This is a genomic window from Myxococcales bacterium (assembly GCA_016717005.1).
Lineage (GTDB): Bacteria > Myxococcota_A > Polyangia > Haliangiales > Haliangiaceae > UBA2376.
The window spans coordinates 24,918-43,610 of the sequence record JADJUF010000021.1; the positions used below are offsets into that span (position 1 = coordinate 24,918).

At 76.8% G+C, this 18,693-nt stretch carries 11 protein-coding genes; 8 read left to right on the plus strand and 3 right to left on the minus strand.

Going from position 1 to position 18,693, the window contains the following annotated elements; genetic code table 11:
* Positions 1-60 precede the first annotated feature (60 nt).
* The 3 genes from IPL61_18840 (at position 61) to orn (ending at position 7,149) form a co-directional block, all read left to right on the plus strand.
* A complete protein-coding gene (locus IPL61_18840) occupies positions 61-4,938 on the plus strand; it encodes a sigma 54-interacting transcriptional regulator (protein ID MBK9033299.1) in 4,878 nt (1,625 codons plus the stop codon).
* Positions 4,939-4,964: 26 nt separating this feature from the next.
* Positions 4,965-6,482, plus strand: coding sequence for an FMN-binding glutamate synthase family protein (locus IPL61_18845; protein ID MBK9033300.1), 1,518 nt, complete (start codon positions 4,965-4,967; stop codon positions 6,480-6,482).
* Positions 6,483-6,609: 127 nt separating this feature from the next.
* Positions 6,610-7,149: an oligoribonuclease gene (gene orn, locus IPL61_18850; protein MBK9033301.1), complete on the plus strand. Its 540-nt coding sequence runs from the start codon at positions 6,610-6,612 to the stop codon at positions 7,147-7,149.
* 255 nt (positions 7,150-7,404) lie between these two features.
* Here orn and IPL61_18855 read toward each other — a convergent pair whose 3' ends face one another.
* Positions 7,405-7,758 carry a hypothetical protein gene (locus IPL61_18855; protein ID MBK9033302.1) on the minus strand — a complete coding sequence of 118 codons (354 nt, stop codon included), beginning with the start codon at positions 7,756-7,758 and terminating at the stop codon, positions 7,405-7,407.
* Between the two features lie 66 nt (positions 7,759-7,824).
* On the opposite strand from IPL61_18855, the gene glgC reads away from it, so the two are divergent.
* From glgC to IPL61_18880, 5 genes are all read left to right on the plus strand, one after another.
* Positions 7,825-9,225 carry a glucose-1-phosphate adenylyltransferase gene (glgC, locus tag IPL61_18860; GenBank protein MBK9033303.1) on the plus strand — a complete coding sequence of 467 codons (1,401 nt, stop codon included), beginning with the start codon at positions 7,825-7,827 and terminating at the stop codon, positions 9,223-9,225.
* Complete coding sequence (gene glgA, locus IPL61_18865; GenBank protein MBK9033304.1) at positions 9,222-10,670, plus strand: glycogen synthase GlgA; 1,449 nt, start codon at positions 9,222-9,224, stop codon at positions 10,668-10,670. The genes glgC and glgA overlap by 4 nt, the downstream gene beginning before the upstream one ends.
* A complete protein-coding gene (locus IPL61_18870; protein MBK9033305.1) occupies positions 10,667-12,082 on the plus strand; it encodes a hypothetical protein in 1,416 nt (471 codons plus the stop codon). Before glgA ends, IPL61_18870 begins: the two co-directional genes overlap by 4 nt.
* 376 nt (positions 12,083-12,458) lie before the next feature.
* Positions 12,459-14,204, plus strand: coding sequence for a hypothetical protein (locus IPL61_18875; protein MBK9033306.1), 1,746 nt, complete (start codon positions 12,459-12,461; stop codon positions 14,202-14,204).
* 50 nt (positions 14,205-14,254) lie between these two features.
* Positions 14,255-16,165: a hypothetical protein gene (locus tag IPL61_18880; GenBank protein ID MBK9033307.1), complete on the plus strand. Its 1,911-nt coding sequence runs from the start codon at positions 14,255-14,257 to the stop codon at positions 16,163-16,165.
* On the opposite strand, the gene IPL61_18885 is transcribed toward IPL61_18880, so the two are convergent.
* Both IPL61_18885 and IPL61_18890 read right to left on the minus strand, forming a co-directional pair.
* On the minus strand, positions 16,157-17,041 hold the full coding sequence (locus IPL61_18885; protein MBK9033308.1) for a sel1 repeat family protein: 885 nt from the start codon (positions 17,039-17,041) through the stop codon (positions 16,157-16,159). The genes IPL61_18880 and IPL61_18885 overlap by 9 nt on opposite strands.
* Before the next feature lie 41 nt (positions 17,042-17,082).
* Entirely contained in the window at positions 17,083-18,651 is a 1,569-nt protein-coding gene (locus IPL61_18890) for a hypothetical protein (protein ID MBK9033309.1), read from the minus strand.
* Between the last annotated feature and the right edge of the window lie 42 nt (positions 18,652-18,693).

Sequence of the window (18,693 nt, forward strand, 5' to 3'; positions counted from 1 at the left end):
AGGTTGCCATCGACCTACCTTGTTGACAACTGGGCGGCAGGGCCTGCCAATATAGGTGACATGGGCCGGGCCAGCGTGCGGTACGAGTTCCAGGCGGATCTGGGCGCTGGCGCTCAAGGGAGGGTCGTCCGGGTGCTCGATCGCCAGCGTCACCAGACCCTGGCGCTCAAGGCCGTGGCACCAGGCGCCCGGGCCAACCTGGTTCGGGAGTTCAGCCGCCTGGCCGGGCTCGAACACCCGACCTTGCCACGGGTGCACGACGTCGGGATCCTCGACGCCGACCTGGGGCCGATCGCCGCGGGCACCGCGTACTACACCGCCGACGAGCTGGTCGGGCGCACGCTGGCCCAGGCGGCGCCGCTCGGGCCCACCGAGCTCTGGGCCGTGGCGGTGGACGTCGCCGCGGCGCTGGCGATGCTGCACGGTACCGGGCTCGTCCACTGCGACGTGGCCCCTGCCAACATCGTGGTCACCGGCGTCGGCGCCGCCACCCGCGCGGTGCTGATCGATCTGGGCCTCGCCGGCGCCGCGGGGCTCGAGGGCGCGGCCCGGGGCACGCCCCAGTTCCTGGCGCCCGAGGCCCTGGCCGGCCGCGTCCATCCCCCGGGCGATCTGTACGGGCTCGGCGCCAGCCTGTTCTTCGCGGCCCGCGGCGTCGCGCCGGTGGCCGGCGACGGGGCCGCGCTGATCGCCGCGATCGTCGGCGCGCCGCGCCCGCGCCTGTCCGACGCCGAGGCGCCGGGCCTGGCCGACCTCATCGACGAGCTGCTCGCGCTCGATCCCGAGCGGCGCCCGCCGTCGGCGCTGGCGGTGTTCGCGCGGGCCCACGCGGCCCGGGCGGCCTTGCCGGCGACGGTGGCCGAGCGCCCGACACCCCCGGCCGCGGTGCCGCGGGTGATCGGCGGGGACGCCTGGCCGTCGCTCGAGCCGGCGATCGCCGCGGTCGCCGCGCGCTGCGCGCAGGCGCGGGCCGGGGTGTCGGCGCCGCCGGTGCTGGTGCACGGGCCGATCGGCTGCGCCGCGCGCGCGGTGGTCGAGCACGGCCTGCGCCGCGATCAGATCGCCGCGACCCTGCACGGCGCGTCGACGCTGGTCGTGACCACCGCCCACCTCGACGACGGCGCGGCGCTGGCGCCGGCCGGCGCCGACGATCAGCGCGGCCGCGCGCTGGCCGAGCGCGCGATCGCGGCCGCGGTCGCGACCACCGGCGCGGCGCGGGTGCTCGATCTGACCGACGACGAGCGCGCGCCCGCGGCGATCGCCGCGCTCGACGGCGCCGCCGGCCCGGCCGCGGTGTTCGTCGTGGTCGAGGGCGACGAGCCGCCGAGCGCCCCCGGCCCGGTGATCACGATCCGCCCGTGCACCCGCGCCGAGCTGGGCGCGATCGCGACGGCCGCGTGCGGCGGCGCGGTCACCGACGCGTGGCTCGACGCGCTGGTCCGCGCCAGCCGCGGCCTGCCCAACCTCGCGCTGACGATCCTCGCGGCGCTCGGCGCCGACGGTGGCGATCCGCGCGCGGGCGACCCGGCCACGCCGATCGCGGGGCTGGCCGCGGTCGTGGCGCGCGCGGCGCTCGCGGCCGACGAGCACGCGGCGACCGTGGCGCGGGTGCTGGCGCTGTGGCGCGACCGGCTCGAGCTCGAGGAGCTGGCGGCGATCCTCGAGCCCCACGGCCTCGACCTCGCGGCCGGGGCGGCGGCGCTCGCGCGGCTCGAGCGCCTGGGCGCGCTCACCCGCGACGGCCACGCGCTGGCGGCCGGCGTCGCCGAGGCGGTGCGCGCCGCGCTGCCCACGGCCGAGGCCGCGGCGCTCGCGACGACGATCGTCGAGGCCGCGCGCGCGCGCGGGCTGGCGCCGGCCCGGTGGGGCGCGGTGCTCCTGGCGCTGCCGCTCACGCCCGCGCTGGCCGCGCTCGAGGTCGAGCTGGCGACGGCGGCGCTGGCGCGCGGCGCGCCGCGCCGAGCCCTCGAGCTGGCCGAGGCGGCGACCGACGACGACGGCGACACCGGCGCCGAGGCCGCGCTCCTCGCGGCGCGCGCGGCCCTGGTGCTGGGCGCCTACGCCCGCGCGCGCACCGCGCTGGCCCGGGCCGAGCGCGCGCCGGCGCTGGTGCGCCCGGCCCGGCTGGTGGCGGCCCGGATCGCCCAGCGCGCCGGCGATCTCGATCAGGCCGAGGCGATCCTGACCGAGCTGGCGACGACCGCGCCGACCGACCCGGCCCGCATCGGCGCCCACGCGCGGCTGCTGGTCGCGCGCGGCCGCTACCGCGACGCGGTCACGACCGCGGCTGCGCTCGAGCCGGTCCCGGCCACCGCCGCCGGCGCGCTGTGCGCCGAGGCCCGCGCCACCGCGCACCTGTACCTGGGCGAGCTGACCGACGCCGAGGTCCACGTCGCCACCGCCCTGGCGATCGGCCAGGCCACCGGCGACGACGCGGTGCGCGCCCGGGCGCTGGTCGTGCGCGGCATGATCGCGCAGGCCGGCGGCGGGCTGCTGGCCGCGACCCGGCTCTACCGCGACGCCGCCGCGGCCGCGCGCACCGGCGGCGACGGCCACACCGCGGCGGTGGCGCTGCAGAACCACGCCGCGGCGCTGGCCGAGCGCGGCCTGCACGGCGCGGCGCTGCCGGCGCTGGCCGCCGCGGGCGCCGAGCTGGTCGGCCTCGGGCGCGTGGCCGAGCTGGCGGCGGTCGAGGCCAACCGCGCGGTGTCGCTGCTCGCGTGCGGACAGCTCGACGCCGCCCACGCCGCCGCGACCAGCGCGCTCGAGCGCGCCACCGCCGCCGGGCTGCCGGTGCCGCGCTTCTACGCGACGCTGGTGCTCGGCGACGTCGCCCGGCGCCGCCGCGACGACGCCGGGGCCGCCGCGCGCTACCGCGCCGCCTGGGCCGACGCGGTCGCCGCCGCCCTGCCCGATCGCGCCCACGCCCAGCGCAGCCTGGCCGAGGTGGCGCCCGACGCGGCCGCCGCCGCCGACGCGCTCGCCGCCGCCGACGCGCTCGATCACGACGACGACGACCGCGATCGCACGACCGTCGCGCGCGGCCGCGTCGCGATCCGCGGCCTCGCGCCGGCCGCCCCGACGCTGATCGACGCGCTGACCGTCGCCGGCGAGCGGGCCCGGCGCGACGGTCGCCAGGATCGCGCCTGGCGCGCGCTGGCGCTGGCCGCCGAGCTGGCGCGCCGCGCCGACGCCCCCGGGGCCACCGCGCGCGCCCAGCGCGCCCGGGCCTGGCTCGACGAGCTCGTCGCCGCGACCCCCGACCCCTGGAGGGCAGGACTCATGACCGACCCCGACGCCGCCTACCTCAGCGCCCCGCCCCGCCCGGCCGAGGCGACCGGGCCCGCGCCCAGCACCGCCGCCGAGCTGGCCCGGCTGCGGCGCTTGCTCGGGCTGGCCCGCCGGCTGTCGGCCGACGTCGAGCTCGACCGGGTCCTCGACGAGATCATCGACGCCGCGGTCGAGCTGACCGGCGGCGAGCGCGCGTTCGTGCTGCTGGGCGAGGCCGACGGCGCCGACGGCGCCCCGGGCGAGCTGGCGGTCGCCGCGGCCCGCGGCTTCGTCGCCGACGCGCTGGCGCCCACCGCGATCAGCCGCTCGATCGCCCAGCGCGCGATCGCCACCGGCGAGGCGGTCGTGACCGTCGACGCCGGCGCCGACGATCGCTTCGACGGCGCCGCCTCGATCGCGGCCCTGCGCCTGCGCTCGGTGGTGGCGGTGCCGCTGTTCCAGCGCGGCCACGTCATCGGCTGCCTGTACGTCGATCACCGGCTGCGCGTCAGCGCCTTCGACGATCACGCCGCGACCACGCTGACCGAGCTGGCCGGGATCGCCGCGGTCGCGATCTCGACCGCGCGCTTCGTCGCCGCCGCCCGCGCCGACGCCCGCGCGATCGCCGACCTCAACGCCCGGCTGGCGGCCGAGATCGCCGAGCGCGACGCCGAGCTCGCGGTCGTGCGCGCGGCGGCGCCGACCCGCCCGCGCCGGCCCGGGCTCGAGGCCATCGTCGGCGACTCGCCCGCGATCGCCGCCGTGCTCGACCTGATCGAGCGCGCGGCCCAGGTGTCGCTGCCGGTGGCGATCGCCGGCGAGAGCGGCACCGGCAAGGAGCTGTGCGCGCGCGCGGTCCACGACGTCGGGCCGCGGCGCGAGCGCCCGTTCGTCGCGATCAACTGCGGCGCGATGCCCGAGGCCCTGCTCGAGTCGGAGCTGTTCGGCCACGTCCGCGGCGCGTTCACCAGCGCCGAGCGCGATCGCAAGGGCCTGTTCGAGATCGCCGACGGCGGCACGCTGTTCCTCGACGAGATCGCCGACACCAGCCCGGCGATGCAGGCCAAGCTCCTGCGGGTCGTCTCCGACGGCGTGGTCCGCCGGGTCGGCGACGAGCGCAGCCACAAGGTCGACGTCCGCCTGGTCACCGCGAGCCGGGTGCCGCTGGCCGAGCTGGTCGCGGCCGGCCGCTTCCGCGACGACCTGCGCTACCGCCTCGACGTGATCGGCATCGCGATGCCGCCGCTGCGCGCGCGCCCCGGCGATCTGCCGGCGCTGGTCGGTCGGCTGCTCGCGCGGATCGTCGGCGATCGCCCGCCGCCCAAGGTCGGCCGCGACGCCGCGCGGGCGCTGGCCCGGTACGCCTGGCCCGGCAACGTGCGCGAGCTCGAGAACGCGCTGGCCCGCGCGGTCGCGCTCGGCAGCGATCCGATCACCGTCGACGATCTGCCCGAGCCGCTGCGCGCGCCGACCGGCCCGTCGCTGCGGGCGCCGGCCGACGGCGACCTCGCGCTCAAGCCCGCGGTCGACGCGCTCGAGCGCGCGTACGTCGAGGCGGCGCTGACCCGGGTCCACGGCAACCAGAGCGCGGCCGCGCGGCTGCTGGGGCTGTCGCGGTTCGGCCTGCAGAAGAAGCTGCGCCGGCTCGGGCTCGACGCCCGACCCTGACCGGCGGCGGTGGTACCCTGGCCGCGATGGCGCTCTGGCTGTGGATCGTGTGTGCCCTCGGCGGGCTCCTGCTCGTGGTCGCGATCTACGACCTGACCCAGAAGCGGCGCGCGATCCTGCGCAACTTCCCGATCATCGGCCACTTCCGCTACCTGTTCGAGCTGGTCGGCCCCGAGCTGCGCCAGTACATCGTGACCGGCAACGACGAGGAGCGCCCGTTCTCGCGCGATCAGCGGCGCTGGGTCTACGCGTCGTCGAAGAAGGAGAACAACTACTTCGGCTTCGGCACCGACAACGATCTCGAGCAGGCCTCGTCGTACGTGATCGTCCGCCACGCCGCGTTCCCGCTGTCGGCCCACGTGCCGGCCACCGCCGACCTGCCGTGCGTCAAGGTCCTCGGCGGCACGCGCGGCCGCGCCAAGGCGTTCCGGCCCACCTCGATCGTCAACGTCTCGGCGATGAGCTACGGCTCGCTGTCGGGCGCGGCGGTGACCGCGCTCAACCGCGGCGTGGCGCTGGCCGGCGCGCTCCAGAACACCGGCGAGGGCGGCATCTCCGACTACCACCGCGCGGGCGGCGAGCTGATCTGGCAGATCGGCACCGGCTACTTCGGCTGCCGCGCCCCCGACGGGACGTTCTCGATCGAGCGGTTCCGCGAGTCGATCGCCTCGGCCAAGGTCAAGGCCATCGAGCTCAAGCTGTCGCAGGGCGCCAAGCCCGGCATGGGCGGGCTGCTCCCCGGCGCCAAGGTCACGCCCGAGATCGCGCGCATCCGCGGCGTGCCGGTCGGCCAGGACGTCCACAGCCCGGCCGCGCACTCGTCGTTCCGCGACGTGTCGTCGATGCTCGACTTCATCGAGCGCCTCGCCGACGAGACCGGCCTGCCGGTCGGGATCAAGAGCGCCGTCGGCGAGATGGCGTTCTGGCACGAGCTGGCCCGGCAGATGCGCCAGAGCGGCCGCGCGCCCGACTTCATCACGATCGACGGCGGCGAGGGCGGCACCGGCGCCGCCCCGCTGGTCTTCAGCGATCACGTCGCGCTGCCGTGGAAGCTCGGCTTCGCGGCGGTCTACCGGGCGCTGGCCGAGGAGGGCGTCCACGAGGACCTCGTCTTCATCGGCTCGGGCCGGCTCGGCTTCCCCGAGTCCGCGCTCCTGGCGCTGGCGATGGGCTGCGATCTGATCAACGTCGCGCGCGAGGCGATGCTGGCGATCGGCTGCATCCAGGCCCAGCGCTGCCACACCGGCCACTGCCCGACCGGCATCGCCACCCAGAACCGCTGGCTGATGCGCGGCCTCGATCCCACGCTCAAGAGCGCGCGCCTGGCCAACTACCTGGTGACGCTGCGCAAGGATCTGCTCCAGCTCGCCCACGCCTGCGGCCAGGTCCACCCGGCGCTGGTGCCGCTCGACAGCCTCGACGTCATCGACGGGCTGGTCCGGCGCTCCGCCAGCGAGGTGTTCGGGTACGCGCCCGGCTGGGGCCTGCCGCCGGCCGACGAGCGCGCGGCGATCGCCGCGGTCATGACCGCCGCCGCCGCGTGATCGCGCCGTCGGGCGATGGCGCCCGACGAGCGCGCGGCGATCGCCGCGGTCATGACCGCCGCCGCCGCGTGATCGCGCCGTCGGGCGATGGCGCCGGGCGCCGGCCTCGCGCTACCGTGCCGCGCCGATGACGTCCCTGCTCTTGTGGCTCGACATGGAGATGACCGGCCTCGATCCCGCGCGCGAGCGCGTGCTCGAGATCGCGACGATCGTGACCGACGATCTGCTCGAGGAGGTCGCGATCGGCCCCGACCTGGTCGTGCACCAGCCCGACGAGATCCTGGCGGCCATGGACCGCTGGAACACCGACCACCACGGCGGCTCGGGCCTGACCGAGCGCGCGCGCGCGTCGAGGGTGACCGAGGCCGAGGCCGAGGCCCAGACCCTGGCGTTCGTCGACGCCCACTTCGGCCCCAAGGATCGCCCGGTCCTGTGCGGCAACTCGATCCACCAGGATCGGCGGTTCATCCGCCGCTACCTGCCGGCGTTCGACGCCCGCCTGCACTACCGGATGATCGACGTGTCGACGGTCAAGGAGCTGGGCCGCCGCTGGTTCCCGACCGCGCTCGCGGCCCAGCCGCCCAAGGTCGAGAGCCACCGCGCGCTCGGCGACATCCGCGAGTCGATCGCCGAGCTGCGCTACTACCGGGCCAACCTGTTCAAGTGAGGCGGCGCGGCGGGTGCGGCACGGCGCCGCTGCTCGCCGACGGCGATCGCCCCGGTCGCGCCGGCCCCCGCGGCGTTCCGCCCGACCATGATCGCCCCGGTCGCGCCGGCCCCCGCGGCGTTCCGCCCGACCGTGATCGCCCCGGTCGCGCCGGCCCCGCGGCGTTCCGCCCGACCGTGATCGCCCCGGTCGCGCCGGCCGGCGCGGCGGGGCGCACGACGGTGACCGCCGCGGTCGCGCCGGCCCCCCGCGGCGCTACTCGCCGACGGTGATCGCCACGGTCGCACCGGCCGGCGCGTCGGCCTCGCGCACGACCCGGTGCGGCCCGTCGGGCAGGATCAGGTCGATCGTGACCTTGGCCCGGCCCTTGGGCGCCGGCGTGGTCAGGCGCACCGCCCGGCCGCCGACCTGCTGGTGGACCGCCAGCACCTGGTCGCCGCCGGTGATCGTCACCTCGACCGAGCGGACCTCGCCGGCGGGCGCCAGGTCGATCTGCCAGCGGACGTCGCCGCCGCCGCCGCCGAGCTTGCCCATGACCAGGATCGCCACGACCGCGACCGCCGCGGCCGCGACCACCCGACCGCCGAGGCGTCGAACCGACAACTGCACCGCGCGGTTGTAGCCTGACCGCCGCGCGCTGTCACCGGCGACGGGGCCGCGGTACCATCCTCCCTGATGAAGGACACGCTGGCGATGATCATGGCGGGCGGGAAGGGATCGCGGCTGGGCCCGCTGACCTTGCACCGCTCGAAGCCGGCGGTCCCGTTCGCGGGCCGCTACCGGATCATCGACTTCGTCCTGTCGAACTTCGTCAACGCCGGCTACCGCCGCATCTACATGCTCACGCAGTACATGGCGTCGAGCCTGATCAAGCACCTGTCGCGCAACTGGCGCCTGTCGGGCTTCGGCGAGTACATCGAGGTCGTGCCGGCGCAGATGCGCCTGGGCGAGTTCTGGTACCGCGGCACCGCCGACGCCGTCTACCAGAACCTCAACCTCGTGCGCGACGCGCGCCCGGCCCACGTGTGCGTGTTCGGCGGCGACCACGTCTACAAGTTCGCGGTCGACCAGATGGAGCAGTTCCACCGCGAGCGCGAGGCCGACCTGACCGTCGGCGTGTTCGCGGTGCCGCGGTCCGAGGCCCACCAGTTCGGGTGCCTCCACGTCGACGAGCAGCACAACATCATCGCGTTCGTCGAGAAGCCCGCCGATCCGCCGGCGATGCCGGGCCGCCCCGACTGGTCGCTGGTGTCGATGGGCAACTACATCTTCAAGGCCGACGCCCTGACCCGGGTCCTCGTCGAGGACGCCGCCGACGTCACCAGCCGCCACGACTTCGGCAAGGACGTCATCCCGCGCCTGCTGGCCGCCGGGGCCCGGGTGTTCGCGTTCGACTTCGGGGCGTCGCGGGTGCCCGGCGACCCCGCCGACGCCGAGCCGTACTGGCGCGACGTCGGCACGATCGACAGCTACTTCGACGCCAACATGGAGCTGCGGGCCCGGGTCCCGGCCATGGACCTGTACAACCGCAAGTGGCGCATCCGCAGCGCCCAGCGCGACTACCCGCCGGCCCGGTTCGTGCGCGCCGGCGAGGGCCTGCCACCGTGCGAGATCGACGACAGCCTGATGTGCGAGGGCTCGATCGTCGCCAGCGGCACGCTCCGCAAGGTCGTGCTCGGCTACGACTGCTTCGTCCACGCCGGCGCCGAGCTGGTCGAGTCGGTGGTGCTGTCGGGCTGCGACATCGGCGCCGGCGCCCGGCTGCGCCGCGTGATCATGGACAAGAATTGCAAGATCGCGCCCGGCGCCGAGATCGGCTACGACCTCGACGCCGATCGTGCGCGCCTGCCGTTCGTGACCGAGAGCGGCATCGCGGTCATCCCCAAGGGCACGGTCGTGCCGGTCAAGGGCCCGGTGGTGCTGGCCAACGACGTGTCCGAGCTGATCGCCAACGATCCCGAGCTGCGCAGCCAGCTCACCGCCGGGACCTTCGCGATCGCCGAGCACGGCCGCCACAGCTACGAGTCGGCCGGCCCGCGGTTCCTGCAGTTCGGGCAGCGCACCGACGAGCCATGAGGATCCTCGCGGTGGCGTCCGAGGTCGCGCCCTGGGCGGCCACCGGCGGCCTGGCCGACGTCGTCGCGGCGCTGCCGCCGGCGCTGACCGCCGCCGATCGCGAGGTCCGGATCGCGACGGTGGTGCCGCTGTACCGAGCGACGCGCCAGCGCCTCGCCGCCGCCGGCGTCGCGCTCGGGCCGGGCCGGGGCCTGGTGCTGGCGATCGGCGAGCGCATCGTGGCGGTGACCGTGCGCCCCGCCGCCGGGGTGTGGTTCGTCGAGTGCGATCCGCTCTACGATCGCGACGGCCTGTACGGCGACGCCGACGGCCGCGATCACGACGACAACCCGATGCGCTTCGCGGTGCTGGCGCGGGCCGCCCTGGCCGCGGCGCCGACGATCCTCGACGGGCCGATCGACGTCGTCCACGGCCACGACTGGCAGGGCAGCCTGGCGGTGGCCTACGCGGCCCAGGACGACCTGCCGGCGGCCCGGATCACGACGATCCACAACCTCGCGTACCGCGGCCTGTGCAGCAAGGACTGGGTGCCGCGCCTGGGCCTGCCGTGGTCGGTGTTCGATCACCACCGCGCCGAGTTCTACGATCAGCTCAGCCTGCTCAAGGCCGGCCTGGCCTACGCCGACCTGATCACGACCGTCAGCCCGACCTACGCCCGCGAGATCCTCACGCCCGAGCGCGGCGAGGGCCTCGACGGGTTCCTGCGCACCGACGTCGCGCGCATCGTCGGCATCACCAACGGCATCGACACCGCCGCGTGGGACCCGCGCACCGATCCCGCGCTGCCGGCCCGATTCACCCGCGCCGAGCGCCGGGGCAAGGTCGCGTGCCGCGCGGCGCTCGCGGCCGAGCTGGGCCTGGCCGTCACGGACGAGACCCCGATCGTCGCGGCGGTGGCGCGGCTGACGCCGCAGAAGGGGATCGATCTGCTCGCCGACGTGGTCCCGACCGCGATCGCCGCCGGCGCCCGCGTGGTCGTGCTCGGCAGCGGCGACCGCGACCTCGAGGATCGCCTGCGCGGGCTGGCGGCGGCGTTCCCGGGCGCCCTGGCGGTGCGGCTCGCCTTCGATCCGGCGATCGCCCGACGGATCTACGCCGGCGCCGACCTGTTCGCGATGCCCAGCCGGTTCGAGCCGTGCGGGCTCGGCCAGCTCTACGCGATGCGCTACGGCACGGTCCCGGTCGTGGCCGCGGTCGGCGGCCTGGCCGACACGGTCATCGACGCGGCCGCGCCCGACGGCACCGGCTTCCGGTTCGAGGTGATCGACGCGCCCGGGCTGTGGTGGGCGCTCGCGCGCGCGATCACCTCGTTCCGCGACGACCGCGCGGAGTTCGACGCGATCGCCGGCCGGGCGATGGCGCGCGACGTGTCGTGGCGCACCGCCGCCCGCGACTACCTGGGCACCTTCCGCGCGGCCCGGCGCGCGCGCACCGCGGGACCGTGAGCCCGCGCCGCCGGGCGCTCGCGCTCGCGCTGGTGGCGCTGGCGGTGGCGCTGGCGCTCCTCGGCGCGCGCCGGGCGCTGGCGGCGTGGATGATCGGCGACGGCGTCGGCGCGACCCAGCGCCCGCTGCGCCCGGGCCCGGCGGTGCCGCCGCCGCCGCGCGCGCCGCTGCGGGTGATCGTGCTCGACGGGCTGACCGCCGCCGACGCGACGACGCCGGCGCTCGCGGCGCTGTGCGCCCGCGGCGTCGACCTGACCATCGACGTCGGGTTTCCGACCAAGTCGCTGCCGGTGCAGGCGGTGCTGTGGACCGGCCTGACCGCGCAGCAGCTCGGGCTCGGGCCCAGCAACCGTCGGCGCGCGCTGCCGCCCGGGGCCCTGCCCGCCCTGGTCCCAGGCTCGATCGCCGTGGTCGAGTCGTGGACCCGCATCGCCGGCTCGATGGGCTTCGCGCGGGTCGAGCCCGCCGCCCGCGCCGACGCCGCCGAGCCCGACGCCGACGCCGACGCCGTGGCCGCGTGGGCGACCGAGTTCCCGCGGGCCGCGCGGGCCGCGGTCGCGTCGACCGCGCCGCTGGTGCTCGTGCACGTGCTCGCGATCGATCGGGCCGCGCACGCCGGCGGCCGCGGCACCGAGGCGTACCGACGCGCGCGCGCCGACGCCGACGCCCTGGTCGCGACGCTGATCGCGCGCCGCCCCGACGCGACCTGGCTCGTGCTCAGCGATCACGGCCACCGCGCCGGCGGCGGCCACGGCGACGCCGAGCCCGCCGTGCGCTACGTGCGCGGCTGCGTGACGCCGACGCCGCCGGGCGCGGCCCGGCGCGGCGCGGTGCACCTCGTCGACCTCGCCCGCCACCTGCGCGACGTCGCCGGCCAGCCGCCGCGGCCCGGCGCGGTCGGTCGCCCGCTGGCGGCGGCCCTGGCCGCGCCCGATCCCGACGCGACGCTCCCGCGCCCGGGCCGCGCGCGCTGGCTGCTCGCCGGGCTGCTGCTGGTGATCGGCGGCGGGCTCGCGATCGCGCGCGCGCGGCCGCGCTGGTCGGTGGCGTGGCTGCCGCTGGCGATCGCCGCCGACCTGGCGTGGCGCGGCGCGCCGACCTTGTCCGCGCGCGATCCGCGCGCGGCGATCGTGTGCGCGGTGCTCGCCGCGGTGCCGGCGCTGGTGCTCGCGCGCCGCGATCGGCGCGCGCTCGGCGCGATCGCGATCACCTGCGCGACCGCGGTCGCCATGGCGGCGGTGCTCGCGGGCGTGCCGACGGCGCTCGTCGACGGCCGGCCGCCGGCGCGCCCGTACGTGACCGCGGTCCTCGAGCTCGTCGCCGCGGCCATGGCGGCGGTGGCCTGGCTGACCCTCGCGGTCGGCCTGCTGATGTCCGCCACTCCGGACGCCCGGGCCGGCCGGCGGCGGTGACCGTGTCCGACCTCCGGACAACCAATCAAGCGGTCCGACCACGGACTGGTCCGCCATCCGGACACCCTGGCGGGGTGGCCGTGTCCGAAAACCGGACTGAGTGTCCGGTGCTCCGGATGCCTGTTGACAACTCGCCTGCCCGGGCGGGTTATTCACAGCTCGTCAAGCGCCTAAGCACCCGGTTACGATGACCATTGGTGGCGACTCGAGCTGCCTGTGGAGAAGTTGTTGGTTGGGTGTGCCCGCCCCCGCTGGACCGACCGAGATCAGCGACGTTAGGTAGGATATGTCACTGCATCGTACGACCTGTGACGGCGTGGCACATCGAGTCGGATACCACACATCCGTTCAGTACATGGTCTGCTAGAATGGGCCCGTGGCCGTCACCGCGGCGGAGCTGCGCCAGGATCTCGAGCCGTTCGCCTGCGTCCGCGGGCCGACGACGGTCGGGGGTGGCCTGCACGCGCTGGTGCGCAGCGGGGACCTCGACGTGGCGCTCGAGGTCGGCCCCGACCGGCGCGCCCTGGCGTCGTGCGCCACGTCGGTGACCGGCCTCTACGTCGACGTGGCGCTGAGCCCCCTCGCCCAGCTCGATCTGCGCGCGAGCGACCTGCCCTACGCCCAGGCGCTGGTGGCGGCCGCGGAGAACCGGCTCGGTCGAGTGATCGCCAGCGGCGGCTCGGCGCGCCTGAGCTTCGGCCGGTGGCAGGTGCGGACCGCTGGCGCGCCCCTGCGCGACCTGGTGGCCGTGACCGCGGCGCTGGCGCGGCGGCCCGAGGACCTGGCCACGGCCTGGGCCGAGCTGGCGGCGGGCCTGGGGGCGACCTGGCGCGGCCGCTGGGGCACCCGCGGCGAGACGGCGTTCGTCGTGCCGACGACCGCGCGCGCGGCCACGGTCGAGGTTCGTCTGGTCGCGGCCGAGGACGGCAGCGAGCGCGTGCACACGCTCGTGCTCGGACCCGGCCGCCGCGCCGACCGGCGGCCCGGCGTGGTCACCGATCCGCAGGTGATCGCCGCCGCGATCCGGTCGGTCACCGGGGCGGACCTGGCGATCGGCCCGCCCCGCGTGCGCGCCGTGACCACGCGGCCCGCGCCCGCGCCGATGCCGTTCGCCGACTGGCCCGCGACCCGGGCGCCGGGGTTCGTCGAGTCCGGCGGCGGCCGCGGGCGGGCCGGTCCACCGCTCGGCGCCGCGCCCGCGCGCGGCCTGCGCGACGAGGTCGACGTCGACGGCGTCGCGGTCGCGACCACCTGCGCCGACGACGCGCGGGTCGCCACCGAGGTCGCGGCCCGCGCCCCTGGGACCGGGCCCCTGGCCCTGTCGGCGCGGCCGGGCTACCGGTTCCTGCGCGGGCTGTTCGTGCCCGAGCCCCGGCTCGGCGACGCCGGCTTCGACGACCGCTACGTGCTCGACACCAACGATCTGGCGTGGGCGCGCTGGTGGTTCGGCGCCAGCGAGCGCGACGCGATCGCGGCGACCTTCCACCCCGAGGCGGCGCAGCCGTTCGGGTTCGCGCTGGCCGACCAGCGGGTGCGCTTCGCCGCCGCCGCCGCGCCCGCGCGCGCGTTCGTCGACGCCGCCCGCCACGCCGCGGCGTTCCTGGCCCGCCGCGGCGATCGCGCCGCCGCCGAGTGGCGCCGCCTGGCCGCGACCCTGGGCGCGAGCGTCGTCGGCGCCCGGTTCGACGTCGACGGCGGCATGATCGCGCGCACGGGGCGCGGCGCGGCGACGATCGAGGTCACGACCGCGGTGCGCGATCAGCGTCTGGTCACCGTGGCCCGAGCCGGCGCGCCCGCGCCCGCGCACGCGCCGTCCCTGTGGCTGCGCGCCGACCGCGTGGCCGAGCCGCTGACGCCGACCCGCGGTCCCGGCGAGGTCGCGCTCGACGGCCCCGACGACCACAGCGCCCGCACCACCGACCCGAGCTGGGCCCGCGCCCGGATCGCGGCGATCGCGCCGGTGCTGCCGGCGGCGCGGCCCGATCTGGTCGAGGTCGTCGGCGCGCGGGTGCGGGTGACCTGGGCCGGGCCGCTGCTCGACGCCCGCCGGCTCGCGGCCGGGATCGATCTGGTGGCGCGCGCGACGCGGCACGGCGCGATCGCCGCGGCCCCGTATCGCTGACCTGGCGCCACAAACTCCACCCGACCCCGGGCTTGCCGTAGGCTGCGTCGGTGTCGACCGCCCGCCCCGGCCTCGGCGCCGCGATGGCCGGCGCGCTCGCCGATCGCGAGACCCGCGGTCGCTGGGGCCTGACGCTGGCGATCGTGGCGCTGCTCGCGCTGGCGACCTGGTGGTTCCAGCGCGGCCACGACGCGCGCGGCTGGACGACCGCCGAGCCCTACGCCGACGCGCCGTACTACTACGTGTACCTGCCGTCGCTCGCGCTCGATCACGATCTCGATCTGACCGACGAGTACGCGGTCACGCAGAACTGGTATCGGTTCGGCCGGACGCCGACCGGCAAGCCCGGCAACGTGTTCGGCGTCGGGCCCGCGCTCTTGTCGCTGCCGGCGTTCGGGCTCGGCCACGTCGCCTCGATCGCGACGAACGATCGCCAGGACGGCTTCGGCCAGGCCGAGGTCACCGCGGTGATGTGGATGTCGGTCTTGCTGTCGACGCTGGCGCTGGTGTTCCCGGCCCGGGTGATCGCGCGCCGGTTCGCGCCGGGCCCGGTCGGGCTGTTCGCGGCGCTGATGGTCGCCGCGGCCGGGCCGGTCGTCTACTACGCGGTCCGCCAGCCCGGCTACGCCCACCCGTACGCGACGTTCTTCGCCGCGTGGCTGATCGACGCCTGGGACGCGTCGTACGATCGCCCGCGCACCGCGCGCACCTGGGCGTGGCTCGGGCTCCTGCTCGGGCTCGCCGCGCTCGCGCGGCCGCAGCTCGCGACCTGGGGCGTGCTGCTGGTGGCCGCCGCCGTCGACGATCTGCGCCGGACCCGGCCGAGCGCGCGGCTGGTCGGCCGCTGGGCGCTGGGCGCCGCGGTCACCGCGGCGTGCGTGCTGCCGCAGCTGCTGGTGTGGCGCGCGATGTACGGCGCGCTGTACGTCGTGCCCCAGGGCGACGGCTTCATGCGCTGGGACGCGCCGGCCTGGAGCGAGGTGCTGTTCTCGTCGCGCAATGGCCTGTTCCACTGGGCGCCGCTGTACGCGCTGGCCGCGCTGGGGTTGATCGCGGCGTGCGCGCGCCGCGCTCGGCTCGCCGGCCTGCTGATCGTCGGCGTCGCGCTCCAGGTCGTGATCAACGGCGCGGCCTGGGACTGGTGGGGCGGCGGCTCGTTCGGCGGGCGCCGGTTCGACTCGTGCTACGCGGCGTTCGCGATCGGCCTGGGCGCGCTGCTCGCGCCCGGCGTCCTCGCGCTGGCGACGATCACCCGGCGGCCGCGCTGGGCCCGGGCCGCGCTGGCGCTGGTCACCGCGCCGCTCGCCGCGCTGGCGATCGCGCTGGCGATCGCGACCGTCGGCCTCGCGATCCACTACGACTCGACCACCGCGCGGATCTACGGCGGCGATCGCGCCGCCAACGTCTACCGGATCCACCTGCAGCAGGGCGTGCGCCGCCGGGCCGGCCAGGTCGCCGCCCGCGCGTCGATCGCCGCGACGTGGCCGGCCCGGGCGCTGTTCGCCGCGCGCCACGGCGTCCCGCTCGACACCTACGATCGCGTCGTCGGCGTCCACTTCCTCGGCGAGACCTTCCCGGGGCTCAACTCGGTGCCGCCGCCGCGCGAGGATCGGCGCGACGTGGCCGGGCTGCCGCCGCCGTTCCGCTACGGCCTCGTGCCCGCGCGCGGCCGCCCGGGCGTGCTGCGCCTGGCCGGGCCGGTGGCGACGTTGCTCGTCCCGCTCAACCGCACCGGCGGCGTCACCGTGACGGTGCGCGTGCGCCACCCCGACGGCGCGCCGGTGCGGGCGTACTGGAACCAGCGCCTGGTCGCGACCGCGACGGTCGGCGCCGACGAGACCGCGCTGACCTGGACGACGTTCGCGCTCGAGCGCGGCGTCAACGAGCTGGCGCTGGTCAGCGCGCCCGAGCTCGAGCTGGCGCGCCTCGAGCTGGTCGCGGTCGAGCCGCCGTCACGGTGACGGCGGCGCGCCGGCGTCGATCGACGTCGGGGCCGGCGGCGGGCACGCCGCGCGATCGCCGAGCTGGCAGGCGCGCGCCGCCAGCGCCGCCGCCGCCGCCGGATCCTGCGGCACCCCGCGCCCGGCCGCGGTGAGGTCAGCGAGCAGGCGGCACGACGGCCCGTCGTCGAGCTGGCAGCCCTTGCCCAGCCACAGCGCCGCCGGCGCCGTGCCGGCGGTCGTGCCCGAGCCGGTCAGGTAGGCGCCGCCGAGCTGGCGACAGCCGCCGCCGTCGCCGGCCTCGCAGCCGCGCTGGTACCAGCCGAGCGACCTGGCCGGATCGCGCACGGTCGTGTCGGGCGCCGCGTGCATCGTGCCGGCGCTGGTGCACGCCAGCGCGAGCCCCGCGTCGCAGGCCTTGGCGAACACCGCCAGCGCGCCGACGTCGTCGCGGGCGCCGCCGTCGCCCTTGGCCATCGCGAGGCCGAGGTTCCGACAGGCCAGCAGGCTGCCGGCGTCGCAGCCCCGCTGGAAGTGCGCGCGCGCGCCGGTCGGGTCGGCGGTGGTGCCGCGGCCGGTCAGCTCGACCAGCCCGAGGTTGTTGCACCCGGCGGCGTTGCCGCCGTCGCAGGCCTGCCGGTAGAGGCCGGCCGCGCGCGCCAGATCGGGCGCGACGCCCTTGCCCTCGGCGTAGATCACCCCGAGGTTGCGGCAGCCCTCGAGGTCGCCGCCCGTGCAGCCGGCCTCGAGCTTGGCCAGGGCCGCGCTCACGGTCATGCCGCCGTCGCCGCCGCCCGCCGGGCCGCCCTCGGCGCGCCCGCCCGTGCGCTTGCAGCCGCCGGCCAGCGCGATCAGGGCCAGCGACAGGACGGCGAGCGAGCGGCGGTGGCGCGTCATCGCGGCGGAGGTACGTCAAACTCGCCGGGCGCGCAAGGGCGTCACCGCGGCGCCGCGATCACCGTCGGGCGCACGAAGCCGGTGTACGCGACGTCGGCGACGCGGCCGCCGCCAGGGAACTGGCGGTAGGCGACGACGACCAGCGCCGCGAGCGCCACCGCCGCCGCCAGATCGCGCGCGCGGCCGCGCGCACGGACGCTGAGCCCCGCGCCCAGCCACAGGCCCGCCATCAGCGCGAACCACGGCCCGACGCTCCAGGCGCCGGGCAGCCCCACCACGGCGCCCAGGTTGGGCGCGGCCAGGCCGTCGCCGAGCAGCCGCAGCGCCACCTCGTAGAGCGGGTTGTGGAACTTCTCCGGGAAGTGCGGGAACGTCGCGACGCCGAGCGCGTGGACCGCCACGCCGACCGCGACCAGCGCCCACGGGACGATCCGCCAGCCCGGCCGTCGATCGACCGCGTCGAGGCAGGCCGCGATCGCCGGCACCAGGAACGGCAGCATCACGGTGATGTAGCGCGGCCCGAACTGCCAGCCGCCGCGCCAGAAGTTGAGCGCCGAGATGAACGCCAGGTACATGATCGCGATCGACGCCGACACCAGCGCGTGGCCGCGGTGGCCGCGCCACCACAGGATCGCCCAGCCCGGCAGCGCCAGCAGCACCGCCGGCATGAACACGACCAGGCCGTTGTCGCCGGCCACCGTCGAGCCGGTGAACGCGCGCCAGCGCAGCTGATCGAGCCCGAGGAAGCCCTTCTGGTGGTGGAACGCGAACGTCTCCGACGCGTCGTAGCCGGTCTTCCACGGCGAGCCGAAGCACGCGCGGTGGTACGCGAGCAGGATCATGATCGGCACGATCGCGCCGGCCACCGCCCACAGCACCGGGGCCCAGCCGCGCCGGGTCTGGATCAGCCGCGCCGACGCCCAGATCGCGATCGGCACCGCCGCGAACAGCGCCTGGTAGTCGACCAGCGGCGCGGCCCCGGCCGCGGCCCCGGCCGCGAGCATCCAGCGATCGCGCTTGCCGTCGTCGATCACCATCACCGTCACGATCCAGGCGGTGCCGATGCACACCGCCGACAGCTGGTGGGCGATGAACAGGACCGAGTACACGAACGCCATCGAGCCCAGGCCGTAGGCCACCAGCGCCAGCCGCTGGGCCGGGAGCGCCGGGGCGAACCGCGGCAGGAACCGCGCGAGCAAGAGCAGGAACAGGAGCGTCGGGATCACGCCGGTCCAGATCCGGAACGTCCACATCATCTCGCCCAGGGTCGGGCCGCGACCGGCCACGACGTGGGTCACGCCGGTCAGCGCCAGGTAGGCCGGCACCGCCAGCATCGACGAGCCCGGCGCCTTGTTCGAGTACTGGTGGCCGGCGTGGGGCGAGACGTCGGCGGTCGTGCCCCAGCGCGCGACGCCGCGATCGATCGCGAACGTGCCGTCGTCGACCATGGCCTGGGTCAGGTAGACCCGGGGCAGCTCGTTGGCCGAGCGGATGCCCGGGAAGTACGGGAACACGTAGACGAACGCGAGCGCGAACCCCAGGGCCCAGCGGTGGCGCGCGAGCCAGGCCCAGGCGCGGGCGCGGCGAGTCGGTGCGGGCGGCGCGGCCACGGCGTCCCGTGTAGCACGGCCGGCATGGCGACCGCCCCTGCC

What these genes read in the sequence shown, in the direction of transcription:
- IPL61_18840 (MBK9033299.1), top strand. Translation starts at nt 61, where the DNA reads ATGGGCCGGGCCAGCGTGCGGTACGAGTTCCAGGCGGATCTGGGCGCT.
- IPL61_18845 (MBK9033300.1), top strand. Translation starts at nt 4,965, where the DNA reads ATGGCGCTCTGGCTGTGGATCGTGTGTGCCCTCGGCGGGCTCCTGCTC.
- orn (MBK9033301.1), top strand. Translation starts at nt 6,610, where the DNA reads ATGACGTCCCTGCTCTTGTGGCTCGACATGGAGATGACCGGCCTCGAT.
- glgC (MBK9033303.1), top strand. Translation starts at nt 7,825, where the DNA reads ATGAAGGACACGCTGGCGATGATCATGGCGGGCGGGAAGGGATCGCGG.
- glgA (MBK9033304.1), top strand. Translation starts at nt 9,222, where the DNA reads ATGAGGATCCTCGCGGTGGCGTCCGAGGTCGCGCCCTGGGCGGCCACC.
- IPL61_18885 (MBK9033308.1), bottom strand. Translation starts at nt 17,041, where the DNA reads ATGACGCGCCACCGCCGCTCGCTCGCCGTCCTGTCGCTGGCCCTGATC.